The organism is Mycobacterium sp. IS-1556, assembly GCF_001499985.1.
Taxonomy (GTDB): Bacteria; Actinomycetota; Actinomycetes; order Mycobacteriales; family Mycobacteriaceae; genus Mycobacterium.
Genome location: NZ_LQIM01000012.1, coordinates 268,762 through 294,026, shown reverse-complemented (window position 1 = coordinate 294,026; position 25,265 = coordinate 268,762). Strand labels below are relative to the sequence as shown.

At 67.3% G+C, this 25,265-nt stretch carries 28 protein-coding genes and 1 pseudogene; 13 read left to right on the top strand and 16 right to left on the bottom strand.

Translation table 11 applies throughout. From position 1 onward, the window contains the following. The first annotated feature begins 14 nt into the window (after positions 1 to 14). The 5 genes from AU187_RS10760 to AU187_RS10740 all read left to right on the top strand — a co-directional run bounded on the left by AU187_RS10760 (position 15) and on the right by AU187_RS10740 (position 6,548). Positions 15 to 881: an SAM-dependent methyltransferase gene (locus AU187_RS10760; RefSeq protein WP_059100142.1), complete on the top strand. Its 867-nt coding sequence runs from the start codon at positions 15 to 17 to the stop codon at positions 879 to 881. Positions 882 to 1,058: 177 nt separating this feature from the next. Continuing rightward, positions 1,059 to 2,387, top strand: coding sequence for a Na+/H+ antiporter NhaA (nhaA, locus tag AU187_RS10755; protein WP_059099853.1), 1,329 nt, complete (start codon positions 1,059 to 1,061; stop codon positions 2,385 to 2,387). 28 nt (positions 2,388 to 2,415) lie between these two features. Continuing rightward, entirely contained in the window at positions 2,416 to 4,329 is a 1,914-nt protein-coding gene (gene dxs / locus AU187_RS10750; RefSeq protein WP_059099854.1) for a 1-deoxy-D-xylulose-5-phosphate synthase, read from the top strand. Between the two features lie 103 nt (positions 4,330 to 4,432). Then, positions 4,433 to 5,623 carry an alpha/beta hydrolase family protein gene (locus AU187_RS10745; RefSeq protein WP_059099855.1) on the top strand — a complete coding sequence of 397 codons (1,191 nt, stop codon included), beginning with the start codon at positions 4,433 to 4,435 and terminating at the stop codon, positions 5,621 to 5,623. A 13-nt stretch (positions 5,624 to 5,636) separates the two neighbouring features. Then, the gene (locus tag AU187_RS10740) at positions 5,637 to 6,548 is read left to right on the top strand and encodes an alpha/beta fold hydrolase (RefSeq protein WP_059099856.1); all 912 of its coding nucleotides are present in this window, start codon (positions 5,637 to 5,639) and stop codon (positions 6,546 to 6,548) included. Here the strand turns inward: AU187_RS10740 and AU187_RS10735 are convergent. Together AU187_RS10735 and AU187_RS10730 are read right to left on the bottom strand one after the other, a co-directional pair. Beyond that, positions 6,545 to 7,825: an HRDC domain-containing protein gene (locus AU187_RS10735; RefSeq protein ID WP_059099857.1), complete on the bottom strand. Its 1,281-nt coding sequence runs from the start codon at positions 7,823 to 7,825 to the stop codon at positions 6,545 to 6,547. The genes AU187_RS10740 and AU187_RS10735 overlap by 4 nt on opposite strands. A gap of 2 nt (positions 7,826 to 7,827) precedes the next feature. Then, positions 7,828 to 8,364, bottom strand: a complete 537-nt coding sequence (locus AU187_RS10730) for a DUF3000 domain-containing protein (RefSeq protein WP_231740335.1) — start codon at positions 8,362 to 8,364, stop codon at positions 7,828 to 7,830. Between the two features lie 165 nt (positions 8,365 to 8,529). Here AU187_RS10730 and hemE point away from each other — a divergent pair, with 165 nt between their 5' ends. Genes hemE through AU187_RS10710 form a run of 4 tightly spaced genes read left to right on the top strand, consistent with a single transcriptional unit; the run spans position 8,530 to position 12,024 of the window. Then, positions 8,530 to 9,594: a uroporphyrinogen decarboxylase gene (hemE, locus tag AU187_RS10725; protein WP_059099859.1), complete on the top strand. Its 1,065-nt coding sequence runs from the start codon at positions 8,530 to 8,532 to the stop codon at positions 9,592 to 9,594. Further along, positions 9,591 to 10,973, top strand: coding sequence for a protoporphyrinogen oxidase (locus AU187_RS10720; RefSeq protein ID WP_059099860.1), 1,383 nt, complete (start codon positions 9,591 to 9,593; stop codon positions 10,971 to 10,973). Before hemE ends, AU187_RS10720 begins: the two co-directional genes overlap by 4 nt. Before the next feature lie 4 nt (positions 10,974 to 10,977). Next, positions 10,978 to 11,673, top strand: coding sequence for a hydrogen peroxide-dependent heme synthase (gene hemQ / locus AU187_RS10715; protein ID WP_059099861.1), 696 nt, complete (start codon positions 10,978 to 10,980; stop codon positions 11,671 to 11,673). A 39-nt stretch (positions 11,674 to 11,712) separates the two neighbouring features. Then, positions 11,713 to 12,024: a hypothetical protein gene (locus AU187_RS10710; protein ID WP_156425524.1), complete on the top strand. Its 312-nt coding sequence runs from the start codon at positions 11,713 to 11,715 to the stop codon at positions 12,022 to 12,024. A 15-nt stretch (positions 12,025 to 12,039) separates the two neighbouring features. Here AU187_RS10710 and msrB read toward each other — a convergent pair whose 3' ends face one another. From msrB to AU187_RS10690, 4 genes are all read right to left on the bottom strand, one after another. Then, positions 12,040 to 12,453 (bottom strand): peptide-methionine (R)-S-oxide reductase MsrB, encoded by a 414-nt coding sequence (msrB, locus tag AU187_RS10705; RefSeq protein WP_059099863.1) that lies wholly within the window; start codon positions 12,451 to 12,453, stop codon positions 12,040 to 12,042. 90 nt (positions 12,454 to 12,543) lie between these two features. Continuing rightward, positions 12,544 to 13,905, bottom strand: a complete 1,362-nt coding sequence (gene aftC / locus AU187_RS10700; RefSeq protein ID WP_156425523.1) for an arabinofuranan 3-O-arabinosyltransferase — start codon at positions 13,903 to 13,905, stop codon at positions 12,544 to 12,546. A 6-nt stretch (positions 13,906 to 13,911) separates the two neighbouring features. Continuing rightward, positions 13,912 to 15,477, bottom strand: a complete 1,566-nt coding sequence (locus AU187_RS10695) for an alpha/beta hydrolase (RefSeq protein ID WP_059166682.1) — start codon at positions 15,475 to 15,477, stop codon at positions 13,912 to 13,914. A 36-nt stretch (positions 15,478 to 15,513) separates the two neighbouring features. Then, positions 15,514 to 16,296, bottom strand: coding sequence for a pyrimidine reductase family protein (locus AU187_RS10690; RefSeq protein WP_059100144.1), 783 nt, complete (start codon positions 16,294 to 16,296; stop codon positions 15,514 to 15,516). A 34-nt stretch (positions 16,297 to 16,330) separates the two neighbouring features. On the opposite strand from AU187_RS10690, the gene zapE reads away from it, so the two are divergent. Then, a complete protein-coding gene (zapE, locus tag AU187_RS10685; RefSeq protein WP_059099865.1) occupies positions 16,331 to 17,368 on the top strand; it encodes a cell division protein ZapE in 1,038 nt (345 codons plus the stop codon). Between the two features lie 48 nt (positions 17,369 to 17,416). On the opposite strand, the gene AU187_RS10680 is transcribed toward zapE, so the two are convergent. The 6 genes from AU187_RS10680 to AU187_RS10655 are packed head-to-tail and all read right to left on the bottom strand — an operon-like array spanning position 17,417 to position 20,859. Continuing rightward, on the bottom strand, positions 17,417 to 17,950 hold the full coding sequence (locus AU187_RS10680; protein WP_059099866.1) for a GNAT family N-acetyltransferase: 534 nt from the start codon (positions 17,948 to 17,950) through the stop codon (positions 17,417 to 17,419). 6 nt (positions 17,951 to 17,956) lie between these two features. Continuing rightward, complete coding sequence (locus AU187_RS10675) at positions 17,957 to 18,448, bottom strand: hypothetical protein (protein ID WP_059099867.1); 492 nt, start codon at positions 18,446 to 18,448, stop codon at positions 17,957 to 17,959. Positions 18,449 to 18,504: 56 nt separating this feature from the next. Then, positions 18,505 to 19,098 carry a methylated-DNA--[protein]-cysteine S-methyltransferase gene (locus AU187_RS10670; protein WP_059099868.1) on the bottom strand — a complete coding sequence of 198 codons (594 nt, stop codon included), beginning with the start codon at positions 19,096 to 19,098 and terminating at the stop codon, positions 18,505 to 18,507. Then, complete coding sequence (locus tag AU187_RS10665; protein WP_231740327.1) at positions 19,095 to 19,577, bottom strand: RNA polymerase sigma factor; 483 nt, start codon at positions 19,575 to 19,577, stop codon at positions 19,095 to 19,097. The genes AU187_RS10670 and AU187_RS10665 overlap by 4 nt, the downstream gene beginning before the upstream one ends. A gap of 35 nt (positions 19,578 to 19,612) precedes the next feature. After that, positions 19,613 to 20,338 carry a Clp protease N-terminal domain-containing protein gene (locus tag AU187_RS10660; protein WP_059099870.1) on the bottom strand — a complete coding sequence of 242 codons (726 nt, stop codon included), beginning with the start codon at positions 20,336 to 20,338 and terminating at the stop codon, positions 19,613 to 19,615. 32 nt (positions 20,339 to 20,370) lie between these two features. Continuing rightward, complete coding sequence (locus AU187_RS10655) at positions 20,371 to 20,859, bottom strand: SRPBCC family protein (RefSeq protein WP_059099871.1); 489 nt, start codon at positions 20,857 to 20,859, stop codon at positions 20,371 to 20,373. Positions 20,860 to 20,935: 76 nt separating this feature from the next. Between AU187_RS10655 and AU187_RS10650 the strand changes: the two genes are divergently transcribed. Further along, positions 20,936 to 21,289, top strand: a complete 354-nt coding sequence (locus AU187_RS10650) for a helix-turn-helix transcriptional regulator (protein WP_059099872.1) — start codon at positions 20,936 to 20,938, stop codon at positions 21,287 to 21,289. Positions 21,290 to 21,294: 5 nt separating this feature from the next. Here AU187_RS10650 and AU187_RS10645 read toward each other — a convergent pair whose 3' ends face one another. After that, positions 21,295 to 21,714 carry a hypothetical protein gene (locus tag AU187_RS10645; RefSeq protein WP_059099873.1) on the bottom strand — a complete coding sequence of 140 codons (420 nt, stop codon included), beginning with the start codon at positions 21,712 to 21,714 and terminating at the stop codon, positions 21,295 to 21,297. A gap of 132 nt (positions 21,715 to 21,846) precedes the next feature. Further along, positions 21,847 to 22,017: a hypothetical protein gene (locus AU187_RS25420; RefSeq protein ID WP_156425522.1), complete on the bottom strand. Its 171-nt coding sequence runs from the start codon at positions 22,015 to 22,017 to the stop codon at positions 21,847 to 21,849. 254 nt (positions 22,018 to 22,271) lie between these two features. Between AU187_RS25420 and AU187_RS10640 the strand changes: the two genes are divergently transcribed. Then, positions 22,272 to 22,562, top strand: a complete 291-nt coding sequence (locus AU187_RS10640; protein ID WP_231740328.1) for a hypothetical protein — start codon at positions 22,272 to 22,274, stop codon at positions 22,560 to 22,562. A 176-nt stretch (positions 22,563 to 22,738) separates the two neighbouring features. After that, on the top strand, positions 22,739 to 23,407 hold the full coding sequence (locus tag AU187_RS10635) for a hypothetical protein (protein WP_059099875.1): 669 nt from the start codon (positions 22,739 to 22,741) through the stop codon (positions 23,405 to 23,407). A 780-nt stretch (positions 23,408 to 24,187) separates the two neighbouring features. Here AU187_RS10635 and AU187_RS25930 read toward each other — a convergent pair. Continuing rightward, positions 24,188 to 24,289 (bottom strand): annotated as a pseudogene (locus AU187_RS25930) (excalibur calcium-binding domain-containing protein); the annotation flags it as partial. A gap of 89 nt (positions 24,290 to 24,378) precedes the next feature. After that, the gene (locus tag AU187_RS26210; RefSeq protein WP_156425521.1) at positions 24,379 to 25,050 is read right to left on the bottom strand and encodes a thermonuclease family protein; all 672 of its coding nucleotides are present in this window, start codon (positions 25,048 to 25,050) and stop codon (positions 24,379 to 24,381) included. Between the last annotated feature and the right edge of the window lie 215 nt (positions 25,051 to 25,265).

Below are 25,265 nucleotides of genomic sequence, written 5' to 3'. Positions count from 1 at the left end.
CTAACAGGGAGCACATCGTGAAGAATCCTGCTGAGCGAACCGCTATCGGTCCGATGGTGATCGTCGCGGCGGACCAGTACGAAACTCCGCCCTTGGTCGTCGATCCGTGGGCCGCGAAGATACTGCCTTTAGGCGGCCGGTTCGCCGCATCGTCGACCCGGTGGGCAGCGGCTCGACGTGCGTTCAAGGCGATAACCGACAGGCGCATAGGCGGCGGCTGGTCCAACTTCTTGTGCCGGAAGCGGTACGTCGACGATCAACTGCTCAGCGCTGTCGACGAAGGCATCGACGCGGTCGTCATTCTGGGCGCCGGTTTCGACACCCGCGCGTATCGCCTATCCGAGTTGGCGACTGTCCCGGTCTGCGAAGTCGACTTGCCCGGTAACGTCGCACAAAAGGCGGCCGCGGTGCGGCGGTGCTTCGATTGCGTGCCGACGCACGTGAGGTTGTTGGCCGTCGATTTCGAATCCGACAGTCTCGCAGAGGCTCTCACGCGAGAAGGTTTCGGACCAGACAAGCGCATCTTCTACATCTGGGAGGGCGTGACCATGTATCTCACCGAGCCGGCCGTGCGCAAGACGATGGAATACCTGTCGGGCGCGGCGCCCGGCAGCAGGCTGATTTTCACCTTCATTCGCAGGGACTTTCTGGACGGCCACGAAAGGTATGGAGCGGGCGGTATCCACGAAGAAGCCGTGGTGAAACGGGGACTCTGGCACTTCGGACTGAATCCCGATCAAGTGAGCGGATTCCTCGCCGAATACGGCTGGCATGAGGTCGAACAGGTCGGGCCCGATGAATACGCGTCCCGGTATCTCAAGCCTGCCGGCCGTGACGACGGGGTCTCGGAGATCGAGCGTGCCGTCTATGCCGAGCGCTGAGCTCCGTCAGGCGAGCACGAAGTAGCGCGCACCTAGCGAGGAATGCACTCGCGTCCGCTGGGCGCACGAGACCCGCCGCCGCAGACCTACCTATCGGTGGCATAAGCTGATTGCAGGTGTGCCGGGAAGTCTGGTCGGCGATTCTTTGTCAACCGCAGCCACAGATCGGGACTTGCCTTGACCGCCAATCAACCCCGTCGGTTCGCACGTCGGACGTTGTTCTCGCGGGGGTCGTGGTCCGAGACGAACCGCATCGCCGCGATTCTGCGCAAGGAAACGGTCGGCGGCGCGATCCTGCTCCTGGCGGCGGCTGTGGCCCTCGTCTGGGCCAACACCCCCTGGTCCGAGAGCTATTTCGCGCTGCGAGATCTGAAAGTGGGCGCAGAGCCGTTCGGCCTGCACTTGGACCTCGCTCTGGGCACGTGGGCGGCCGACGGATTGCTGGCGGTGTTCTTCTTCGTGGTCGGTCTCGAACTCAAGCGGGAGTTCGTGGCCGGCGATCTACGCGACCCCGCCCGCGCGGCACTGCCGATCGCCGCCGCCGTCGGCGGAATGGTGGTACCCGCCCTGATCTTCGTCGCGGCGACGGCGCACGTCGGCGACGGCGCCACCCGAGGTTGGGCCATCCCGACCGCAACCGACATCGCGTTCGCGGTCGCGGTGCTGGCGGTCGTCTCAACCCACCTGCCCTCGGCCCTGCGCACGTTCTTGTTGACTCTCGCGGTCGTCGACGATCTGCTCGCGGTGTTGGTGATTGCGGTCTTCTATACAGAAGGCATCAACGGGGCGGCACTGTTGGCCGCGTTCGCGCCGCTGGCTATTTTCGCGGTTTGCGTGCAACGCCGGGTCCGGTCGTGGTGGCTGTTGGTACCGCTCGGGGTCGCGACATGGGCGTTGATGCACGAATCGGGCATCCACGCCACGGTGGCCGGTGTGCTGCTCGGCTTCACGGTGCCGGTGATCCGCTCCGCTGCGGCGGGCGGGCCGGAGGCCGGACCGGGCCTTGCCGAACTTTTCGAACACCGCCTGCGCCCGCTGTCGGCGGGTGTCGCGGTGCCGGTGTTCGCCTTCTTCGCCGCCGGTGTGGGCATCGGCGGTGTCGAGGGCTTCACCCGGGCGCTCGGCGATCCCATCACGCTCGGCATCGTGCTCGGGCTGGTAGTGGGCAAACCCGTGGGCATCTACCTGACCACCAGAGTGCTGGCCGCGGTCACGCGCGCCAACCTCGACGAGGCGCTCCGGTGGATCGACGTGCTCGGCATCGCAATGCTGGCCGGAATCGGGTTCACCGTGTCGTTGCTCATCGGGGACCTCGCCTACGGCATCGGGTCGGAACGTGACGAATTCGTGAAGATCGGCGTGCTGACCGGATCGGTGTGCGCGGCGCTGCTGGCGGCGGTGCTGTTACGGCTGCGCAACCGCCGCTACCGGGCCATCTGGCGGCTGGAGACCGCCGACACTGACCGCGACGGTGTGCCCGACATCTATGAAGCTCGACACGACTGACCACCACAGGCGTGCGTAAACTGAACGAATGCTTGAACAGATCCGCGGTCCCGCCGATCTGCAGCACCTGACGCAGTCGCAACTAAGCGATCTGGCACGTGAGATCCGCGAGTTTCTGATCCACAAGGTTGCTGCGACCGGCGGACATCTCGGCCCGAACCTCGGCGTCGTCGAGCTCACGCTCGCGCTGCACCGGGTGTTCGATTCGCCGCACGACCCGATCGTCTTCGACACCGGACACCAGTCGTACGTGCACAAGATGCTGACCGGACGCAGCCACGAGTTCGACACGCTGCGCAAGAAGGGCGGCCTGTCGGGCTACCCGTCGCGCGAGGAGAGCGAGCACGACTGGGTGGAGTCCAGCCACGCCAGTTCGGCGCTGTCGTACGCCGACGGGCTGGCCAAGGCGTTCGAGTTGTCGGGGCACCGCAACCGGCACGTGGTCGCCGTCGTCGGCGACGGCGCCCTGACCGGCGGCATGTGCTGGGAGGCGCTGAACAACATCGCCGCCGCGCGACGGCCGGTCGTGATCGTCGTCAACGACAACGGCCGCAGCTACGCGCCGACGATCGGCGGTCTCGCCGAGCACCTGGCCGGCCTGCGGCTGCAACCGGGCTACGAACGGGTGCTCGAAGAGGGCCGCAAGGCGGTGCGCGGCGTCCCGATCATCGGTGAGCTGTGCTATCAGAGCATGCACTCCATCAAGGCCGGCATCAAGGACGCGTTGTCGCCGCAGGTGATGTTCACCGACCTCGGGCTGAAGTACGTCGGCCCGATCGACGGCCACGACGAGCATGCGGTGGAGATCGCGCTGCGCCGGGCGCGGGGCTTCAGCAGGCCCGTCATAGTGCACGTCGTCACCCGTAAGGGCATGGGCTACGCGCCCGCGGAGAACGACGAAGCCGACCAGATGCACTCGTGCGGCGTCATCGATCCCGAGACCGGGTTGGCGACGTCGGTGCCCGGCCCCGGCTGGACGTCGACGTTTTCCGAGGCGCTCGTCGGCTATGCCGCCCGTCGTCGCGACGTCGTGGCGATCACCGCGGCGATGTCCGGCCCGACGGGGCTCAGCGCGTTCCGGCAGCGCTTCCCGGACCGGTTCTTCGACGTCGGCATCGCCGAGCAGCATGCGATGACGTCGGCGGCGGGGCTGGCGATGGGTGGGCTGCATCCGGTGGTCGCGATCTACTCGACGTTCCTGAACCGCGCGTTCGACCAGGTCATGATGGACGTGGCGCTGCACAAGTTGCCCGTGACGATGGTGTTGGACCGCTCCGGGATCACCGGCCCCGACGGCGCCAGCCACAACGGCATGTGGGACCTGTCGATGCTGGGCATCGTGCCCGGTATACGGGTGGCCGCACCGCGTGACGGCACCCGGCTACGTGAGGAACTCGGCGAGGCCCTCGACATCAATGACGGTCCGACCGCCATCCGGTTCCCGAAAGGCGATGTCGGCGAAGACATTTCGGCTGTCGAACGGCGCGGCGGCGTCGACGTGCTGGCCGTGCCCGCCGACGGTCTCGCCGACGACGTGCTGTTGGTGGCGGTCGGCCCGTTCGCGTCAATGGCGTTAGCCATCGCCGAACTGCTGCGCAACCAGGGCATCGGCGTGACGGTCGTCGACCCGCGGTGGGTGCTGCCCGTGCCGGAGGCGATCGCCGGGCTGGCGCGCGAGCACAAACTCGTCGTGACGCTCGAGGACAACGGCGTCAACGGCGGTGTCGGGTCGGCGGTCTCGGCGGCGCTGCGTCGCGCGGAGATCGACGTGCCGTGCCGCGACGTGGGCCTTCCGCAGGAGTTCTTCGCGCAGGCGTCCCGCAGCGAGGTGCTCGCGGAGGTCGGCTTGACCGATCGCACCGTGGCCCGCCAGATCACCGGGTGGGTCGCCGCGCAGGGCGCGGCGGCCACCGAGCCCGAAGTCAGCGAGCGGTTCGACTAGTCGTTGACAGCGCGAGCAGACGCAGAATGCCCCGAAACGCCGCCGTATTGGGGCAATTAGCGTCTGGTCAGCTCGGTAGGGGGCAGGCGTCTAGGCTGTAGAAATGAAATTCGCTGGGGTAGTTCGTGTTCTGATTGTCGCGCTGGTGTGTGCGGTCGCACTGGTGGGGACAACCGGCACGGCATCGGCTGCGGCGCCGCAGTGGTCGGGTCTCGATGCGCGCGCCTACGACGGTCCGATCCCGGCGCCGGGCGGTTTGATCGAGACGGTCCCGCTCGACCCTGCTCTCTCGGTGGCCGGAGCCGGTGAGGCCTATCGCATCCTGTACGCCACCATCGACCAGCACGACCGCCCCGCGGTGAGCACGGCAGTCGTCTTCACTCCGAAAAACCCTCCGCCACAGGGCGGCTGGCCCGTCATCGCCTGGGCGCACGGGACTGTCGGGCTCGGTGACGCCTGCACGCCGTCGGCACAGCCGCGCAGTGAACGCGACAACGAGTACCTGACGCATTGGCTGAACCAGGGCTACGCGGTCGTCGGCAGCGACTACGCGGGACTGGGCACCCCGGGATTGATGAGCTACCTCAACAGCGTCACCACGGCCCGAGGCGTGGTGGATTCGATGATCGCGGCACACCAGATGGGTCTGCCGCTGTCACCCAAATGGGCTGTGGTGGGTCAGTCGCAGGGCGGTGGAGCAGCCGTCGCCACCGCCCGATGGGCCACGGAGTTCAGTGCCGGTTCGGGTCTCGACTATCGCGCAGTTGTCGCCACCGGAACCCCCGCCGATGTCGAGAGCATCGTCAAGCAGGCAGGCCCGAACATGGCTGTCCCCCCGGAACTCGGTCCGGTCGCCAACGCCTACACCGCCTACATCGTGGCCGCGCTGCGGGAGGCTCGCCCCGACCTCGACATCAACCGCATCCTCACCCCGGCCGGCCGCGCCGCCGCCGATCAGGCCGAAACCGTGTGTGTCGCTGAGCTGTCCGCGGCGTTGGCCGACATGACGGTGCCCGGCTTCTTCGATGAACCCCTGGCGTCGATTCCGGGCGCTGTCGAGGCCGTCGACGCGTTCATGGGAATCCCCGCGGACGGGTATGACCGGCCGATATTTCTCGGCGTCGGACTGCTCGATCGCGACGTGCCGCCGAGCCTGACGTTGCGGTTCAACGACCGGCTCACCGCCAACGGTCAAGACGTCACGTTGAAGGTTTACCCCGACGAGGACCACAGCGGCACCGTGTTGGCTTCGCTGCCGGATTCCACGCCGTTCTTGGCGCAGCAGTTCCGCTGACTAGGCTGCGGTGATGGATGCGGAGCTGAAGAGCTGGAAGGCCGCGGGCCGATACTTCGACTACCTCGGCTTCGACATCTTCTACCGGGTCGACGGTCCGCCGCTCGGCGAGGCGCCGACGCTGCTGACCATCCACGGCTATCCGTTCAACTCGTGGGACTGGTCGCTGATCTGGCCGACGCTCACAGAGCGCTTCACCGTCATCGCGCCGGACATGATCGGCTTGGGGTTCTCGGCGAAACCGGCTGCCTACCGGTACTCGGTGGCCGATCACGCCGACATGCACGAGGCGCTGCTCGACCATCTGCGCGTCGAGAGCTGCCACGTGCTGGTCCACGACCTCGGCGATTCGGTCGGTCAGGAACTGCTGGCCCGCAGCGAATTTCGCGAACAGGCTTACGGGTCGGTGCAGTACCAGTCGATCACCTGGCTCAACGGTGGGCTGTTCAACGAGGCGTACACGCCGCGCACCATGCAGAAGCTGATGTCGGCAACACCGTTGGGCGGGTTGATGAGCCCGCTGCAGGGCAGCCCGCTGTCGCGGCGCCTGCTCGAGTCCACGATCAACGAGATGTTCGGCCCGAACACCAAACCGTCACGTGAGCTGATGGACCGCTTCCACCAGATCCTCGAGTACAACGACGGGAAACGGGTGCTGCACAAGGTCGGACGTTTCCTCGGCGACCGCTACACGCATCGCAACCGCTGGGTGCGCGCGATGCGGGAAACCGCGGTGCCGATGCGCCTGATCGACGGCCCGGTCGACCCGAACTCCGGCGCCCACATGGCCCGTCGCTACGCCGAGGTGATTCCCGATGCCGACGTCGTGATGCTTGCCGACGACATCGGTCACTGGCCGCAACTCGAGGCGCCCGCAGAAGTGGTGCGCCACTTCTTCGCCCACGTCGATAAGGTGACCGGCTAACTCGGCTCGCCGGGGCTTGGCGTGCGCTCCAAAGCGTCGGCCAGCACCGGCACGGTCAACTCGCGTTGCCACGGGCGGGCCCGCGCCTCGCGGAGAAACTCCTCGACCGCCGCGGCGACGGTCGAGTCCCGCGGCGGCTCCCAATCCCAGCACAACCGGCGCACGACGTCGGGGGAGACGAGATTCTCCGGCGGCACCGAAACCCGCTGCGACACCTCGGATATCGCGGCCCGTGCCGCCTCCAACCGGGCGGCGGCTTCGGGTTTGCGCCTGACCCACCGGGATGCGGGCGGTGGCCCGTTCGAGGGCTCCTGCGACGACGGCAGGTCCTGCGTGGTGCGCGCCCGCGCGAGCGCGTCCAGCCACACCTTCGCGCTGCGCCGCTGCCGGTTTCCGCCGAACACCGGGAGCGCGGTCAGCTTCTCGACGGTGTCGGGATCGGCGGTGGCGGCGTTGATGATCGCCGAGTCGGGCAGGATGCGGCCGGGCGCGATGTCGCGACGCTGGGCAATATGGTCGCGGGTGGTCCACAGTTCGCGCACCGCGGCCAGGGCGTGCGGGTCGCGGACCTTGTGGATGCCCGATGTGCGCCGCCAGCGGTCACGCCGCGTCGGTGCCCCCTCGAAGTTTCGCAGCTGGTCGAATTCTTGTGCCGCCCAGTCGGTTTTCCCCTGCTTCTCGAGTTCCGCGGCGATCGCGTCGCGCAGGTCGATCAGCACCTCGACGTCCAGCGCCGCATAGTTGAGCCATTCGTCGGGCAACGGTCGCCGGGACCAGTCGGCGGCGCCGTGCCCCTTCATGAGTTGCAGGCCCAGCAGGCGCTGCACCATCGCGGCGAGGTTGACCTTCTCGAAGCCGGCCAGTCGGCCGGCCAACTCGGTGTCGTACACGGTGACCGGCCGGATACCGAGTTCGGCCAGGCACGGCAGATCCTGGTCGGCGGCGTGCAGCACCCACTCGTCGCTGGCCAGCACCTCGGCCACCGGCGCCAAGGTCTCGACCGGATCGGCGCCGTGGCTCACCGGGTCGATCAAGACGGTGCCCGCGCCGTCGCGCCGGATCTGCACGAGGTAGGCGCGGTTGGAGTAACGGAACCCGGATGCGCGTTCGGCGTCCACCGCAAACGGCCCGTGGCCGGACGCCAGAAGGTCGGCGGCCCTGCGGATTTCGCTGACGCTGCTCGACAGTTGGGGCACCCCGCCGTGCGGTCTCAGCAGCGGCGTGGCTTCCGGCTCGGCGTGTTCGGCCCCAGATGCCTCCGATGAAGCCTTGGTCATCGTCAAGCGCGGGTGCGCGAGCCCAGGTCGGTGACGCCTTGAGGAGGCAGACCGGCCGCGTGCTCGAGCACCTCGCAGAACGCCTCGACGTGCGGCCCCAACTCGAGCGTCGTCGCCGTCCACGAGGCTCGCAGTTCGAGCTGATGAGCGCGCGGGGGGCCGGAGATGTCGCCGTAGCGCACCGAGGTGGTGGCGGTGACGGTGCCGCCCAGCGCGGTGACGTGTTCGGCCCTCTCCTCGAGCGCGTCGACGAGCCAGCTCCACGCCACTTCGGGCAGCAGCGGATCGACCGCCTCGCTGGGGTCCAGGTCGGCTTGGATGTAGGCGACCAGCCGCATGGTGCCGTCCCAGGCCTCGGCGCCTTCGGGGTCGTGCAGCAGAATCAGCCGACCGAACGCATCGCCTTCCGAGCGCTCCGGGACGATCACCGTTTCGGGATGTCGGACCTCGGCGCCCAACGCATAGCTGAACGGCGCCAGACGCTGCGGCGGGCGGATCGGGCCGAGCTCGATCTCCGGTCGGACGGTGGTGGCAGTCATTGCCGCCACCGCTTCGCGGAACTGAGCCGGTTCGGCGGTGGTCACGACGATCCACGCTAGCCGATCTGAGCTGGTCTGTGCGCATGGCGCGCCGATTCGGCCGGGCATCGGTCCGCCTCGAGGCGAGGGCGGTCGTTGGCGGTCCGCATGGCAGCATTGAAAGCGATGAACATCCGCCGTGAGCTGCCCGAGTCGCCGTATCTGGCCGCCGCGAGCGGCCGCAAACCCAGTCGTGTGCCGGTGTGGTTCATGCGACAGGCCGGCCGGTCGTTGCCGGAATACCGCGCGCTGCGGGCGAAGAACACGATGATGCAGGCCTGCTTCGATGCCGGGCTGATCACCGAGATCACGCTGCAGCCGGTCCGCAGGCACGGGGTCGACGCCGCCATCCTGTTCTCCGACATCGTGGTGCCGCTGCGGGCTTCCGGTATCGACCTCGACATCGTGCCCGACGTCGGCCCGGTGATCGAGCATCCGATCCGCACTGCCGGCGACGTCGCCACCCTCAGGCCGCTCGAGCCGCAGCAGGTCGCGCCGGTCGTCGAGGCCGTCAGCATGTTGGTGTCCGAGCTCGGCGACGTGCCGTTGATCGGGTTCGCCGGGGCGCCGTTCACGTTGGCGTCCTACCTGGTCGAAGGGGGACCGAGCCGCAACCACGAGCGCACCAAGGCGATGATGTTCGGCGAACCCGACACCTGGCATGCATTGATGACGGCGCTGACCGACATCACGATCGCGTTTCTGCAGGTCCAGGTGAACGCCGGCGTGGACGCGATCCAGGTGTTCGACTCGTGGGCGGGCACCCTGTCGCTGGCCGATTACCGCAGCTACGTGCTGCCGCACAGCGCCCGGGTGTTCGCGACGTTGGCCGGCGCCGGGGTGCCGATGACGCACTTCGGGGTGGGTACCGCCGAACTGCTGGGCGCGATGTCGCAGGCGGCCTCCGGCCACGGCGCCCCGGCCGTCGTCGGGGTCGACTGGCGCACGTCGCTGTCCGACGCCGCCGCCCGAGTCGTGCCCGGGACGGCGTTGCAGGGCAACCTCGACCCGGTGGTGTTGCTGGCGGGCTGGCCGGTCGCGGAACGCGCAGCGCGTGCCGTTGTCGACGACGGCAGGCGCGCTGTCGACGCCGGAGCGGCCGGCCATGTGTTCAACCTGGGCCACGGCGTGCTGCCCGCCACCGATCCGGGGATGATCACCGATGTGGTGGCGCTGGTGCATTCGTTGTGACCCGCGCACGCGAGGAGCACCACCGGGTTCCGTCGTATTGCGTTGTCGGCGGCGGCATTTCGGGTCTCGTCGCCGCCTATCGACTGCGCGTTGCGGCGGGACCTGACGCATCGATCACGCTGTTGGATCCCGCGGACCGGTTGGGCGGCGTGCTGCGCACGGAACGGGTCGGCGGCCAGCCGATGGATGTGGGCGCCGAGGCGTTCGTCGCGCGGCGGCCGGAAGTCCCCGCGTTGCTGGCCGAGCTCGGGTTGGCCGACAGGCAGATCGGTACGACGGGTGCGCGCCCGCTGATCTACAGCCAGGCCCGCCTGCATCCATTGCCGGTAGGCACGCTGCAGGGGATACCGGCGCAGGCGTCGGCGCTGGCCGGGTTGGTCGACGACGCGACGCTCGCGCGCATACACGCCGAACGCCAGCGGCCGTTGTCGTGGCGCCCCGGCGCCGATCCGTCCGTCGCCGAACTGATCGGCGACCGGTTCGGTGAGCAGGTGGTGACCCGGTCGGTGGAGCCGCTGCTGGCCGGGGTCTATGCCGGTTCCGCGGCGACGATCGGGGTGCGGGCGGCGGTTCCGGCACTGACCGCCGTACTGGACCGCGGCGCGCCCAGCTTGACCGACGCCGTGCGGGAAGCGCTGCCTCCTGCGGTGTCCGGATCGGTCTTCGGCGCGGTCGACGGCGGCTACGCGGTGCTGGTCGAGGAGCTCGTCCGCCGCGCTGGGGTGCGCTGGCGGCAGGTCACCGCCGAGAGCGTGCACCCAGCCCCGCACGGTTGGGAAGTGGTCGACGACGAGGGCGCCCGCCATCACGCAGGCGCGCTGGTGCTGGCCGTGCCGGCACCGCGGCTGGCGCGGCTCATCGCCGACGTGGCCCCGCGTGCCGCCGCCGCAGCGCGACGCATCCCGGTGGCCTCCACGGCGCTGGTGGCCTTGGCGTTGCCGGGCGGGACGCCGCTGCCACGGCAATCCGGGGTGCTGGTGGCCAGCGGTGAACGCCTGCGGTCCAAAGCGGTGACCTTGTCCTCGCGCAAGTGGGGTCCGCGCGGCAACGTCGAGTTGGTGCGGTTGTCTTTCGGCCGATTCGGCGATGACCTGGCCCGCAGCGCCGGCGACGAGGAGCTGCTTACCTGGTCTGCGCAAGATCTGGCGACGTTGTTCGGGGTGAGGACGGAGCCGGTCGACTGTCACGTGCAGCGGTGGATCGACGCGATGCCGCAGTACGGGCCCGGCCACGGTCAGCTGGTAGCGGAGCTGCGGGCAGGGCTGCCGCCGACGATCGCGGTGGCGGGCGGGTTCCTGGACGGCATCGGCGTGCCCGCGTGTGTGACGGCGGCGACCAGGGCGGCGGCGTCGCTGGTCACTCCGCGCGTGGCACGATAGGGCCATGGCCAAACTCGACTACGACACGCTCAACTCCACCATCCGCTACCTGATGTTTTCGGTGTTCTCGGTGCGGCCGGGCGAGCTGGGAGAGGAGCGCGCAGCGGTCGTCGACGAGACCGCGACGTTCCTCAAGCAGCAGGAGGAACGCGGCGTGGTGGTGCGCGGCCTGTATGACATCGCGGGCATGCGCGCCGACGCGGATTTCATGATGTGGACGCACGCGGACAACGTCGAGGCGCTTCAGGCCACCTACGCCGACTTCCGTCGCACCACGGCATTGGGGCGCGCGAGCCAACCGGTGTGGAGCAGCGTCGCGCTGCACCGCCCGGCGGAGTTCAACAAGAGCCACATCCCGGCGTTCCTGGCCGGCGAGGAGCCCGGCAACTACATCTGCGTCTACCCGTTCGTCCGGTCCTACGAGTGGTACCTGCTACCCGACGAGGAGCGGCGGCGGATGCTGTCGGAACACGGGATGGCTGCGCGCGGCTACAAGGAGGTCCGGGCGAACACGGTGCCGGCGTTCGCGCTCGGCGACTACGAGTGGATCCTGGCGTTCGAGGCGCCGGAACTGCATCGGATTGTCGACCTGATGCGTGACCTGCGCGCCACTGACGCGCGCCGGCATACCCGCGAGGAGACGCCGTTCTTCACCGGCCCGCGGATCAGCGCCGAGCAGTTGATCGAACGCCTGCCGTAAAAGGCCACACCGGCGGTTGCGCTCGTTCATCATTGGTCGATGAGGACGAAGGCACTGGTTGCCGCCACGATGTCAATTGCTGCGCTGGTGACAGCGCCCAGCAGCTTCGCGCAGCCACCGGACAGCGAGCGGTGCGCTCCGCGGTTCGGTCAGGTCATCGACATCACCGCCGGTGACATCGACTGCATCACCGCATCGGATTACGCCGTCCAGTACGACCTCAACGGCGACAAGTACCAGGTGATCGGCCCCTTCACCTGTTACTCCGGTAACGCGATGACCGCGCCGCTGCTGTTCCAGTGTGTCGCCGACACCGAGGACCGCGCCGAGTTCGCCGTCTACCCGGGGTAGGTCGTCGCTCGGCGGTCAGCTGTTCGGCACCAGCCGCAGCGAGATCGTGTTGATGCAGTAGCGCTGGTCGGTCGGCGTCGGATAGCCCTCTCCTTCGAAGACGTGGCCGAGGTGGCTGTGGCAGTTCGCGCAGAGCACCTCGACGCGGCGCATACCCAGCGAGTCGTCGGACCGCAGGATGACGGCGTCGGAGTCGGCGGGATCGAAGAACGACGGCCAGCCGCAGTGCGATTCGAACTTCTCGGTGCTGCGGAACAGCTCGGCACCGCAGGCGCGGCACTCGTAGATACCCTCGGTCTTGGTGTCGGTGTACTCGCCGGTGAAGGGGCGCTCGGTGCCGGCCTCGCGCAGCACGTGGAACTCTTCCGGGCTGAGCTTCTGGCGCCACTCGTCATCGGTCAGCTGCAGTTTGGGAGCCGGTGTGGTCATGCCTCCACGCTAGTCGCCATTCCCGAAATTGCAGCCAGGGTTGTAGCCACGCGACGGATCACGACCCTCAGTGCAATCTCGGGGCTGGCGTCAGCTGATCGGTGGTGCTGTGGGCTTCGCCGGCGCCGTCGATGCGACAGGCTCCGCGGGTGCAGAAGGTTCAGGCGCCGAACGCTTCTTCAACCACACCGGATCGATCCCGCCGTCGAGTCGGCCCTCGGCCTTGGCGTCCAGATAGCGGAAGTACAGCACCGAGAACACGACCACGAGCATCAGCCCCCAGCCGTAGGTGAACTTCATGTACTCGAGGAACCGGCCCGTCGTGGGCCAATGCCCGAGCAGCCAGCGGTCCGCGCTCATGAACCCGTAGATCGCCAGCCACGCCGGCCAGTTGCGCAGCACCGAGTTCGGCAGCACGACCGTCATCAGGAACGGGAACAACATCATGGAGTAGTAACCCTGGCCGAGCGACAGCACCAGGAACGACGCGATCAGCAGCACGCCCGAGGACGTCAGCATCCAGAACAGCGGATCGCGGGTGCGGTAGTACTTGTAGAGCAACCACAGCGTATAGGCCGCCAGGAGCGCAAATCCGATGCGCAGCAACAGGATCAGCCACATCGGCAGGCCGTAGTAGATGCCGTTGCCCGCGATGGAACTGTTGAAGTAGTCGCGGGTGGTCAGGATGTAGGGCAGCGTGCGGGTGACCCAGTTCATCGGATCGCTGATCAACGGCCAGGCGGCGGCGTTGAACACCAACGGTACCGCGACGGCGCCCACGAACGGTCGCCACTGGCGGTTCAGCAGCGGTAGCAACATCAGCGGCAGCAGAATGGGTTTGACCACCACGGTCAGGCCGATGGCGACACCGGCCCACCATTCGTGTTTCTTGTTTCCGTCGAGCAGCCAGCGGAAGAACAGCACCTCCAACAGCAGGATGCAGCCGTTGATGTTGCCGAAAACCAGTGTGTTGATGACACTTTCGGTGCTGAACATCGCCACCAGCAGCGCGGGCAGCGCCACCGAGCGGTAGGTGTAGCCGAACAGCCGGATCAGGAAGTACGCGGCGAGCACGATCGCCACCGTGTTGAAGAAGATGAACCAGTACCGCGACGCGTCGATGGGCAGATAGCCGAACGGCGCCATCAGCAGCGTGCCGCCCGGCGGGTACAGGTAGTGCGGGTCGACGTGGTCGAAGTGCTCGTTGTAGATGTCCCAGCCCATCTTGAAATTGACGACGGCCCGGTAGACGGGCCCGTAGTCGTCGGTGATGTAGCCGTTGGTCGCCAGCACGTAGCTGCGGTGAATGATGAACAGGATCGCCAGCGGCCACAGGATCAGCTTCAGCACATCTGCCACGCTCGGCGGGGAGGTGCGGGGCCGGAAGGCCGTCGCTAGTGAACTGGCCACAAGATCGCGCACGACCGCACGGTACCCGACCGCCGTCGACATCAGGCGTCAGGCAGGGCAGAACGTGTCGGTCTCGGGCAGCTTGCCGCTGTCCAGGTAGCCGATCACCGGTGGCAGCGCACACGGCGAGTAGATCGAGGCGCCGTGCCCGATGCCCTGCCACATCACCCGCTTGTTGGCCGACCCGGCGTTGATCACGGTGGCCGCCACCGCGGCGACCCCCTCGTTGCCGACGATCGGGTCGTTCTGGGTGCCGAGCAGCAGGACGGGGATGTCGAGGTTCTTCGGTTCCTGCGGCGTGGTCCCGCTGGGCCAGTGCAGGCAGTCGACCAGGTTCAGCGCACCGACGGCGCCGAACTGCGGGTACAGCTTGTCCCACGCCACGACCAGTTCCCGCACCCGGTTCGGGGTCGGCCGGTTCAGCGAGTCGCTGCAGCCGTTGACGAACTGACCGTCGCTGTTGCGCAGGGTTTCGGCCTGGGCGATCAGGTTGGTGAACGGGTTCGTGTCCCCAGACCGTGCGGCGGCCACCGCCGCGGCCAAGGCGTTGCCCGCCGCGATCCGGTCTCCACGCGGGTAGCCCAGGGCTGTCGAGATCGCGTTCGCGACGGTCGCGACCGCGGCGCCGTTGGGCCCACGACCTTGACGCGCCGCCGAGAGCAGTTCATCGACCGCGGCCTTCGGGTTGGGCGCCAGCGGGCAGTTCGTCGCTGCGCACTGCGCGGCCCACGCGTCCAGCGCGGCCTGTTCGCCTTTGACGCGCTGCTCCATCGCGGCTTCGGCGGCGATCCCGAGCGGCAACGGTGAGTCGAGCACCAGGCGCGCGACCTTGTTGGGGTGCGATCCGGCGTACGCCAACGCCACCTGCGCTCCGTTCCCGATACCCAGCAACGCGAGCGCGGGCACGTCCCAGGTGCTGCGCAGGCGCTCGATGTCCTCCGCGGCGTGCGAGTTGTCGTAGGCCGAGTCACCCGGGGCGATGGTGTCGGTGCAGCTTGTCGTCGCGGTCTGCACGATCGCGCCCAGGTTCTCGACCGGGTCGTCGCCGGCCTGGAACTGCGCCTGGTCGAGCATCTCCTGGCGGTCGAACAGGTCGCGGCAGTCCAGTGCGCTGGACATGCCCATGCCACGCCGGTCGACGGCCACGATCGGGCGGGTCTTGAGCATGTCGGCGCCGGCGCGCGACAACCACACCGGCAGCTGCGTCGACGACGGCAGGTCCGACCCGGTCGTCATGACCAGCGGGCCGGCGTCGGCTGGGGTTTGCGGACTGCGGGCGCGGACCACACCTATGCTGACCGAGCCCGACACGCCGTTGATCGGGTCGAGGTCGGCGTCGTACGTCGCGCAGTCCAGGGTCACCCCAGGAACGGCAGGCACCGCCGCGTCGCTGAACACTCGAGCCGTGCAGTCCCGCCACGCCAGCTCGTTCTTCGGCGCCTCGACGGCCGGTGGGCCCTGCTCCTGCTGGGTCGACGTCGGCTCGCCTTGCGGGCCCGCGCCGGAGTCGGTGGCGAAGCGGGGATTGGCGGCAAGGCCCGGCGAGCACGCCGCGACGACCGCCGCGACGGATGCCAGGCTCAGGAGCCGGACCAGCTGACCACGCCGATTCATGCCGACCACAGTACTGATGCGCGGTTCAGCCGCGGCTCACCCGAGCCGGACGTAGCGGGTGTACAGGTAGCCGTCGTCGTCGGTCAGCACATGCGCCGGCCGCATGCGCGTCAGCACCTCGCCGGATCCCGTCGCGATCCGCGGCGCCCTGCCGCCTACCAGCAACGGCGCCACGGTCAGGCACAGCTCGTCGAGCAGATCGTCCTCGATCAGCTCGCTCAGGAACAGCGGCCCACCCTCGGTGAGCACCCGGAACAAATTGCGCTCGGCCAGTGCCCGCAGCGCGGTGAAACCGTCGACTGCGTCAGGGCGCGAACCGGAGGCGTTGATCACCTCGGCGACCGCGCCGAGGCGGCTGTGGGTTTCGGCATAGGAGGTGGTGCACGTCAGGATCAGCGGCGGCACCTCGGTGCGGGTGAAAAACCGGGCGCCGGGGTCGAGGTTCCCGGATCGGGTGACGACGGCGATCGGCGGCACCTCGGCCTGGCCGCGGGCCTGCCGGTTGCGGCGCTGCGCGAGGGGCACCTGGGTGCCGGAGTAGTTCTCCGTGCGCACGGTGGAGGCGCCGACGAGGATCACGTCGGCGGCATAGCGCATCAGCTCGAAGACGCTGCGGTCGCCCGGCCCGCCGAGCCCAGCGGTCTTGCCGCCGGCGGTCGCGCCGCCGTCGATGCTGGCGATCATGTTGCCGCGCACCCAGCAGGTCTGCAGGTCGGCGGGATAGGCGTAGAAGTCGGCGAGCCGCCGGTCGGCGCTGTCGATCGGGGCGCCATCGGTCCCCAGCACGGTGAACTGCGCCGCAGCGGCGGTATCGGGCATGAACACGATTGCAGCACGTCGATAGGGTGCCTGCATGGACGGGTCCGGTGCGGTGCAACATCTGGTCGACCGCCACCCGGACGTCACACCGGACCGGTTGATCGCTCAACTGGTCCCGCCGCCCACGTTCTCCGACGTCAGCTTCGACACCTACCTCCCAGACCCCGCCGAGCCGTCGCAGGCCGCGGCGGTGCAGTCATGCGTGCGGTTCTGCAATCAGGCGGCGCAGCGACGGGCGGGCAAGAAGAAGTTGTTCGGCCGGCGTCAGGTGCTGCCCGGTGTCGGGCTGTATCTCGACGGCGGCTTCGGCGTCGGAAAGACGCACCTGCTGGCGTCGTCGTATTACCGGCTGCCGGGGCCGAAGGCGTTCGCCACCTTCGGCGAGTTGACACAGCTGGCAAGCGTTTTCGGGTTCGTCGAGTGCATCGACCTGCTGGCCGACTACGTCGTGGTGTGCATCGACGAGTTCGAACTCGACGATCCGGGCAACACGACGCTGATCTCGCGGCTGCTCTCACAACTCGTCGAACGCGGGGTGTCGGTGGCCGCGACGTCGAACACCCTGCCCGAGCAGCTGGGCGAGGGCCGCTTCGCCGCACAGGACTTCCTGCGCGAGATCAACACTCTGGCAGCGATTTTCGAGACGGTGCGCATCGACGGGCCGGACTACCGGCACCGCGATCTACCGCCCGCGCCGGAGCCGCTGAGCGACGCCGAGGTCAGCGAGCTTGCGGCGCAGTCAACCGGCGCGACGCTCGACGACTTCGATGCGCTGTGCGCGCATCTGGCCACCATGCACCCGTCGCGCTATCTGACGCTGATCGAGGGTGTCAGCGCGGTCTTCATCACCGGCGTGCACACGGTCGACGACCAGAATGTCGCGCTGCGTCTGGTGTCGCTGACCGACCGGCTGTACGACGCCGGGATACCGGTGGTGGCGTCGGGCGCCAAGCTCGACACCCTCTTCAGCGAGGACATGCTGGCGGGCGGTTTCCGCAAGAAGTACCTGCGCGCGATCTCGCGCTTGCTCGCGCTGTCGAGGGAGGGCACTTCCCTCGGCGAGCAGACGTGAAATGCCCGGAAAACGCCAGTTTTTCGGGCGCTTAGCGTCTGCTCGCGCTCAGATGGCCCGCACCATCACGTAGTCGTTCTCGATGCCGCCGCCCAACCGAAAGGTCTTCGTGCCGGCGACCGCGAACCCGTGCTTGGCGTAGAACCGCTGCGCACGGTGGTTCTCCTGGTTGACGCCGAGCCAGACCACCTTGGCGCCGAGACCCTCCGCCTCCCACAGCGCCGCGGACATCAGCGCAGCCGCCACGCCGGCGCCGTGGCGTTCGGGCAGCACATAGACCTTCGACACCTCGACGGCCGGTCGCAGTTCGACGGCGCGCTGCACATCGGGGTCGTCGGGCACGCCGCGAATCAGCAGCGCGTAACCGGTGATTGCCCCATCGGAAGCACGAGCGACGAGCACCGCCCGGTCGGGGTCGGCGAGGTAGTCGCGGAAGCGCGCCTCGGACAGGTTTTCGTCGATGAACGCCGCGATGTTGTCCGGTGTCGCCCCCGCCGGACAGGCGAGCGGGAAGGTGCGGGCCGCGACGTCGGCGACTTCGGCCAAGTCGGAATCGACGGCCGTCGCGACGTCAATGTCCAACGGCGACTACACGTTCCATTGAGCCAGGTGCTCGCCGGTGACCCGGTCGAGCAGCACCACGTTGGACACCAGGTCGCGGTAGCAGTCCCAGAACACCGCACCGCTGACCGTCGACCCCGCGGGCGCATTGCTGAGCGCGGGCTGCAGGGCGTCGGGAGCGTCGGTGTTGCGCGGCTCGTAGCTGTCGCCGGTCGCCGTGACGCCGCGGAAGCTGTAGGTGATCGACTGCGCATACGGCGTCGGCACCTGGATCGAATGCACGGATACCCAGGCGCGCCACACCTGGTGGCGCGGCGGCCGCGGGGGATAGCCGAAGCCGGGCGGGACAGGGGACGGGTCCACGCTGTGCACGGTGATGTCGGCGACCAGGCCCTTGAACTTGACCTGCAACGTGTCGCCGAGCCTGCCGATCGGAGCGGTGACCGCCGACGCAGGCGCAGCGACTATCCCGGCGACAGTCGCCATGACGGCGACGAGGAGCACGAACCAGCGACGCATCCCCGCATGATCGCACACACTGAAACGTGTTACAGCTGCTTCCGCGTCAGGCACGCTCAGGCGGCTTCGAGATCCAGCAGTGCCGACTTGGCCGCCGGACCACCGACGTACTGCCCGGTCGATCCGTCCGACCGCACGACGCGGTGGCACGGGATCACCACCGGCAGCGGGTTGTGCGCGCATGCGGTCCCGACGGCGCGCACGGCGCGCGGATTCCCGACGGCGGCGGCAACGGTCGCGTAGCTTTCGCGCCGGCCGTAGCCGATGTCGCGCAGGTGCTCGATCACGCTGCGCCGGAAGCCCCCGGTGAGTCGCAGGTCGACCGGCACCTCGAACACCGTGCGGCGTTTGGCGAAGTACTCGTCGAGTTGGCGTGCGACGAGGTCCAGTCGGGCCGGCGCGTGCAGGATGCGGGGGCTGACGACCTCCGCCAGCCGGTTAAGTGCGCTGTCGTGGCCCTCGATGTCGAAGGCGACGCGTACCAACCCGGCGGTGGTGGCGGCCAGTAGCAGAGGACCGACGGGACTTTCGATCGTGCGGTAGGCGATGTCGAGCATGCCGTCGTCATCGGCGGCGCGTTCCAGTCGTCGGTGCAGCCGGTCGAGCGTCTCCTGATCGGGGTGTAGAGCGTCAAACACGTTGGCAGTCATGATATTTGGTCCTCACGGTAGATTTTGCGCAGGGTCTTGATGCCGTCGGCGGAAGCGCGGCGTGCGGCGTCGGGGGTGTTGCCGAGCAGGTCGGCGATCTCGGCGAACGGCAGGCCGGCGATGTGGTGGTAGGCGACGGCCTGTCGCTGCTTGGCGGGCAGGCGTGCCAGGGCATCCCAGAGGTCGTGGTCGCGGGCCGCTGGATCCGCGCGCGGTGACGCCAGATCCGGCATCGGGTCGGTGGGCGTCGGCCGGCGCGTGCGGGCACGGCCGACGTCGAGGGCGCGGCGGTGGGCGATGGTGACGAGCCAAGCCTCGACGTTCGCGTCCGCGGGCAACTGAGGGTAGGCGCGCAATGCGGACAGGAACGTCTCGGACCAGGCGTCCTCGGCGTCGACGGGGCCGACGACCGCGCGGCAGACCCGCAGCACGGTCGGTCCGTGCTGGGCCACCACCTCTTCGAACGGTCGCACTCTCACATCATGAAGACGTCGCGGCGTCGCCAGGTGTGAGATCAGTCCTTGGTGAAGGCTTCCAGCGCGGCGACGAGTTCGCTTTCGAAGCGGTCCTTGTCGACGCCGACGCGGTGCAGGGGACCGTCGTCGTCCTCGGCTTCCCACAGCGCGAGCAGGATGTGCTCGGTCCCGATGTAGTTGTGCCCCAACCGAAGTGCCTGACGGAACGTCAGCTCGAGCGCCTTCTTCGCGGCGGCGTTGAACGGGATGAGCGTGGGAAGCTCATCTGCGGTCCGCTCCGGCAGCGACACCACCTTCGTCACCGCATCGACGTCGACGCCCTGTGCGGCCAGCAACTTGGCGGCCAGGCCGTTGGGGTCCTTGAACAACGCCAAGAGCAGGTGATCGGAGCCGATCTCTGGGTTGCCGGCAGCATGGGCCAGGTTCTGCGCCTCCACGACGACGTTGCGAGCGCGGGGCGTGAACCGGCTGAACCCGGCGTTCGGGTCGAGCACGTCGGCATCGGTCGGCGTCTTGGGAACGAAGCGCTTCTGGGCGGCCTGCTTGGTGACGCCCATGCATTTGCCGATCTCCGTCCACGACGCCCCGGACCGGCGGGCCTGGTCGACGAAGTGGCCGATTAGGTGATCGGCGATCTCGCCGAGGGCTTCGGCGGCCAACACCGCGTCGGTGAGCTGGTCGAGCGGCTCGGAGTGCACATTTTTGATGACGACGATGAGGTCGTCGAGCCGTACCGGGTTGGTGATCTTCGCGTTCTCCGTCATGCGTCAACCTTAAGTTGACGACAGTGCCTGCGTCAACCGCTGGTTGACGATCGCGGATACCCGCGCTTGACGGTGCGGTCGAGGATGCCCAGCGTCGCCCGCAACGCACTTTCGGAGACGACGGGGAAGATGCCCGCGTCCCGCCAGTGCTGGTCGATGTCGGACCAGTCGTAGAACGACGTCACCAGCGTGCCGTCGGCGGCGGGTTGCAGGCGATAGCCGTAGACGTGACCGATCTGCGGGCGGATTCGGCCGAGAATGGTCCACGAGATCAGGGCGTCCTGCTCGAAGTCGCGGATCGACACGGTGACGTCGTATTTGCTCATCGGAAAGTCGTTGAGCGCTTCGCGGTCCATGTGTACGACGAAGGTGTCGCCGGCTGCGCGGACCCGATCGCCCTCGGCGTCCTGCAGCATTCCGGTCGCATCGATTGCGACGTGCCCCTGAGGGTCGGTCAGCACGGCGAATATGTCGGACGCGGGTGCGTCGATGGTGCGTTGTACTTCGATTCGGTCGGCCATTGGCAAATCATGCCAAGGTGGCAGAACTTAGGGGGAGTCGTTTTGGCCGATGCGGCCGGGGTATCCGGAAGTTGCTATGCGCAACCACATTGACCCGGCCCGCGTACAGTCTGCCGTCTTGCGTCGCGCGATCACGTTCATCAACGAGAACGCGCACAGGGAAATAACACTCAGCGATATTGCCGCCGCCGTCAACGTGACGCCGCGTTCGGTACAGTACGCGTTTCGGCGACACCTCGGCATGACTCCGTTGGAGTATCTCCGGCGGGTGCGCCTCGATCGCGCGCACCGTGAACTGCAAACTGCGGACCCGCGCAGGGACACCGTGATGGCGATCGCGGGCCGGTGGGGATTCAGTCACGCCGGCCGATTCAGCAGCGTCTACAAGCGGACCTTCGGGACCGCGCCGAGCGAGACGCTACGCACCTGAAGGGCTTATCTCGGGAAGAAGCCTTCGCGGGTGAAGAAGCCGGGCTGCCAGCCTCGCGCTCCGAGGCACAGCATCGGCCGCCCGTCGGGCGCCTGGGCGGCGGCTTGTGGCTTGGGGCAGGGCGATCCGACTTCCTGCACGCCGTACAGCTCGTAGGCGGTGACCCAGAAGCCGGTGTAGACCGGCGGCCACTGGTTTTCGATCCAGCGGCACTGCAAGACTTCGCCGCCGGGACCGCGGCCGAACGTGAAGCGCTCCATGTTGGTGCACGGGGCGGTGAGGTGCGCGTCGTAGTTCATGCCCGGTACATCGCTGGCGTAGCGACCGGGCGTGTCGGGGTAGTCCCTGTCGTCAGCGGAGGCGAACGGGGCCGCGCAGACGGCGGCGCAGGCGATCGCAGCGGCGGCGAATAGTTGGCGAATCATGTCCCACCCTTTGGGTCGTCATGACCGGTCGGTCTGCAGCAAAGCGTAGTAGGTGGGAGCCGACCGCCGAGCGTTTTCCCGACACGCGGGCACCGACGGACCTGAGCCCGCCGGTAGTCCCAGGCACTGAGGTCATGTACGCCGATCGTGAAAGACGCGCAGGATGTGGCCGCCCGGGTAGTGCTCACGATGCGTCTCTGCAGCGTCGGCGCAGCTGCCCGCGATAACGACACGGGAGGTTCGGACTCCGCCGGCGCGGCTGATGACGGTGTAGTGATCGTCCATCAGATTGGTGGTGGTCATCGGAAATCTTTTTCTGTGTTTGGGGATGGCGGATACGGGCATGAAGGTATTGACGTTTCGGGCTTGGACGCGTCGTCTGATCGGCCGTTCTTCCGGAGGACATCGACTCCACCGATCGGGGGAAATGTCGCTTCGGAAGTTCTATGCGAGGCTGATAGGGATGTCATTGAACTTGCTCGATGCGAATGAGACGATCAGCGCAGTAACGACTTTCGACTCGACGGATAGAGCGGCAATTGATTGCAATCGCGGTGGTGCTGCTGGTCCTGGCGGCTGTCATGATCGTGTTCGGCCTGGTGCTTTACGGCAACGGCGTCGGCGAAGTCCCCGATGAACCCGGCCGCGAGCCGGCAGCCACCGGGCGCGGCCTGACGAGCATCTCGTGGAAAGACCTCTTTGCCCGGATGAAGACGTCGATCAAAGACATGCTCAACGACGAGGCAAGCCGCGTGCAGCAGTTGACGGCCACGGGCGCGTTTTTCGTCATGGTCGGGCTCATCGTCGTCGTGCTCGCGCTGCTGGCGATCATCGCTGCCATGGTGTGACGACAGACAGCTCCTAGGACTCTTGCATTCGGAAAGTTCCGGTGTGAAGTAGCTATTGGCGGAAGCGTCAAAACTGCATGCGCTTGGGCGCAGTCATGCAGACTGAATCACGGGCAAATGACGACAGCGTGCGAATACGGGGGAGTCGTGTCTGCCTAGCGAGGAGTTGCGACCCGATGAGTTTGGCAACTATGGTCTCGACCACCTTGGTGCCTTTCGCATCCGTCGTATCCACTGCGGCCGTAGCGATTTGGACGAAACGCATCGACGCGAAGACCAAGAAAGAAGAACGAGACCACGCACTGGTCTTGGACTACGAGAAGCGGGCGGGGGAAGACAAGAAGGCCGCATTGAAGCGCCTCATTTCAGCGACCCTCCACCTCAAGCGCGGGGCAGAACAACTCGCCGGATCCGAAGCGACCGAACAAAGCCTCAGCCAGAGGCGGGCGGAAGCCATCAGGCAGCTCTATGAATTCCGTGTTCGGCTGGGTCTCGACGACGGAATCGCCGAGTTGATGATGTATGCCGCCGAACCGGTTCGCGACCTCACCGAAGTGGTGCTTGACGAATGGGACCGCCAGTTCCGTGAGCACGGCTACTCGCTGGCGCAGCTGGATGCGTGCAAGAGACGACTGGTCCAGACGGCGGGCGACGTCCCACCAACCGATGAACAGGCGATCTTCGCGGAGCGCAAGTGGACCGAGCTGAAAGATGAAGAAGGAGAGTGGCTCAAGCGACTGGGCGATGAGGCGGATATCGACGTCGAGGCGCTGGTGGAGCTGTGCAAGACCATTCTCAAAGCCGCGCACAAGGATCTTCGCGGTGGCTACGGCGTAGAGGCCTGACTGACGCCAGACTTCCGCAACTGATTTGTTTGGCAGGGGTGACGCCTATAGATAGCCGGCTGCGGTCACCCGCTCAGGGTTTATCGTCCGCGGCGCCGGTCGACCCGCCTACTCCTGGCGCCGGATTGGGGACCCGCTTTCCGCAGTCCTGGCACGTCCCCCAATTCGATGTGCCAGCGTCGATTTGGGCGTCCTGCATTGCGCCCGACCCCTTGACGCTGACGCGCGAGTGGGTGCAGTTCTCGGGATCGTTCGGGTACTGAACGGAATCGTCTTGAGCGTCATTGACCATAGGTTGCAGTATCCACCGGGCAAACAGTCAGCGTCTGCAATTCAGCAATGGCATGGACGGCAATGTCGCTTCAAAATGCGGACTGCAACGGGACCGCGGTGCGCAGCATTACCAGTCGCGGGCGTTGTTGATCATCCGACGTGTCGACCGCGCCCGCCCCCTCAGGAAGCGGCGATGGTGCAGTTAACGTCTCTGCCGTCACCCGCATCAGCGTCGCTTCGGATCAGGATCGCCTTGTCGGAGTCGCGCATGACCGAGCAGGCGACGCCATTCGCCGCGCCGATGATCGGATCGGCGCCGATCAACTGACCTGGGGCAGCTGTGTGGAAAATCAGCTTCACTTCTCCGGGTTCGTGGCAAATATTTTGCCGAATCATCTGGTTGTTGTTCGGCCAGATCACATCGATGCATGGCGCTCCGTCCCAGGCGATGAGAGTCGTATATGTGTTGGCGGACGGTCTAAGTGGGCTAGCAGAGCCGTTGCCTTGTTCGCATGCCACGCCGTCTCCGTCGCGATCAAGTTCCGCACTGTAACCGGGTTGGCCGGCGAAGACGGGCGCCGCGCCTGCCGCCTCAGCTTGATCGCAGTTGCTGAAGGGCAACGCCACGGCCGTAGGGCTGAACATAAGGGGCATTGCCACCGTAGTGGCTCCAATGATCTGAAAAGTTCGCCGCAGCATCACGTTTCGCATGCGGACCCGTCCCGATCGCCGTCGAGGCCGGCGCGATACCCGGGCTCGCCGGCTCGCAGAGGTGCGGCGCCGGCTGCGCGCGCTGCGTCGCAGTCGTCGTAGTAGACGCTCGAGGACGGCGGCGGGATGTCAGCGGCTGGCAGAGCCTGCGGTGGAGGCGGAGCTCCTGTATCTGCGGCGGTCGATGCCGTGTCACCGTTGCATGGCGGGCCCCACAGTCCACGCGGAGCGTTTCTGGCTTCTTGCTCAGCGGCTTCTATTTCGTCGTAGAGGCTGACCGGGTTACCGCCGTAGATGTACGACCGGGCCGCACCCGCGCGGGCTGTTTCGACCGAGTAGTTCCAGCCGTCGGCTCGCACAAGGTACGCGAGGGTGCGGCCGTAGCGGTCGGTTCGATCTTGTGTCGGGTCGATGACGACCGCAACTCTGCTCCCGAGGAGGTTCGACGTGGCGAACTCAGTCGCCTCGGGTCCCCAACACTCGACGGGAGAGCCAGGCTTCTTTGTCTCGGGGGTGTCGATGCCGAGGACCCGCACGCGCAAGTGACCGCGGTTGTCATCGCGAATGTCGATGGTGTCGCCATCGACCACCTCGAGGACCGTCGCCGTGGCGGCGACCGGTTCAGCGGCCGCCGACGGTGCCAGGGGAACGGCTGCCATCAGGCCGGAGGTTGCAGCGCAGACGCGCCACGCTGCAGAAGCTGCGAACCTCACGTGTTCGGTTCGGTCGCGATTCCGTCGCGGTCGCGGTCCAGGCCGGAATCGTAGGGAGCGGAGCCTATCGCTGGCGCGAACCCTGAGCCAGCTACGGCCAAGGCGACAGCACAAACCACGACTCGAAGCATGTGTTCCCCCACATGAATAACGATCTTGGT

Bases quoted from the DNA above. Each gene is read 5' to 3' on its own strand.
- AU187_RS10740 (WP_059099856.1), top strand. From the start codon at position 5,637: ATGGATGCGGAGCTGAAGAGCTGGAAGGCCGCGGGCCGATACTTCGAC.
- AU187_RS10745 (WP_059099855.1), top strand. From the start codon at position 4,433: ATGAAATTCGCTGGGGTAGTTCGTGTTCTGATTGTCGCGCTGGTGTGT.
- hemQ (WP_059099861.1), top strand. From the start codon at position 10,978: ATGGCCAAACTCGACTACGACACGCTCAACTCCACCATCCGCTACCTG.
- AU187_RS10695 (WP_059166682.1), bottom strand. From the start codon at position 15,477: ATGAATCGGCGTGGTCAGCTGGTCCGGCTCCTGAGCCTGGCATCCGTC.
- AU187_RS25420 (WP_156425522.1), bottom strand. From the start codon at position 22,017: ATGACCACCACCAATCTGATGGACGATCACTACACCGTCATCAGCCGC.
- AU187_RS10710 (WP_156425524.1), top strand. From the start codon at position 11,713: ATGAGGACGAAGGCACTGGTTGCCGCCACGATGTCAATTGCTGCGCTG.
- AU187_RS10670 (WP_059099868.1), bottom strand. From the start codon at position 19,098: ATGACTGCCAACGTGTTTGACGCTCTACACCCCGATCAGGAGACGCTC.
- AU187_RS10690 (WP_059100144.1), bottom strand. From the start codon at position 16,296: ATGCCCGATACCGCCGCTGCGGCGCAGTTCACCGTGCTGGGGACCGAT.
- AU187_RS10675 (WP_059099867.1), bottom strand. From the start codon at position 18,448: ATGCGTCGCTGGTTCGTGCTCCTCGTCGCCGTCATGGCGACTGTCGCC.
- zapE (WP_059099865.1), top strand. From the start codon at position 16,331: ATGGACGGGTCCGGTGCGGTGCAACATCTGGTCGACCGCCACCCGGAC.
- AU187_RS10645 (WP_059099873.1), bottom strand. From the start codon at position 21,714: ATGATTCGCCAACTATTCGCCGCCGCTGCGATCGCCTGCGCCGCCGTC.
- AU187_RS10730 (WP_231740335.1), bottom strand. From the start codon at position 8,364: ATGACTGCCACCACCGTCCGACCGGAGATCGAGCTCGGCCCGATCCGC.
- dxs (WP_059099854.1), top strand. From the start codon at position 2,416: ATGCTTGAACAGATCCGCGGTCCCGCCGATCTGCAGCACCTGACGCAG.
- AU187_RS10635 (WP_059099875.1), top strand. From the start codon at position 22,739: ATGAGTTTGGCAACTATGGTCTCGACCACCTTGGTGCCTTTCGCATCC.
- AU187_RS26210 (WP_156425521.1), bottom strand. From the start codon at position 25,050: ATGGCAGCCGTTCCCCTGGCACCGTCGGCGGCCGCTGAACCGGTCGCC.
- AU187_RS10650 (WP_059099872.1), top strand. From the start codon at position 20,936: ATGCGCAACCACATTGACCCGGCCCGCGTACAGTCTGCCGTCTTGCGT.
- AU187_RS10655 (WP_059099871.1), bottom strand. From the start codon at position 20,859: ATGGCCGACCGAATCGAAGTACAACGCACCATCGACGCACCCGCGTCC.
- hemE (WP_059099859.1), top strand. From the start codon at position 8,530: ATGAACATCCGCCGTGAGCTGCCCGAGTCGCCGTATCTGGCCGCCGCG.
- AU187_RS10735 (WP_059099857.1), bottom strand. From the start codon at position 7,825: ATGACCAAGGCTTCATCGGAGGCATCTGGGGCCGAACACGCCGAGCCG.
- msrB (WP_059099863.1), bottom strand. From the start codon at position 12,453: ATGACCACACCGGCTCCCAAACTGCAGCTGACCGATGACGAGTGGCGC.
- AU187_RS10660 (WP_059099870.1), bottom strand. From the start codon at position 20,338: ATGACGGAGAACGCGAAGATCACCAACCCGGTACGGCTCGACGACCTC.
- aftC (WP_156425523.1), bottom strand. From the start codon at position 13,905: ATGTCGACGGCGGTCGGGTACCGTGCGGTCGTGCGCGATCTTGTGGCC.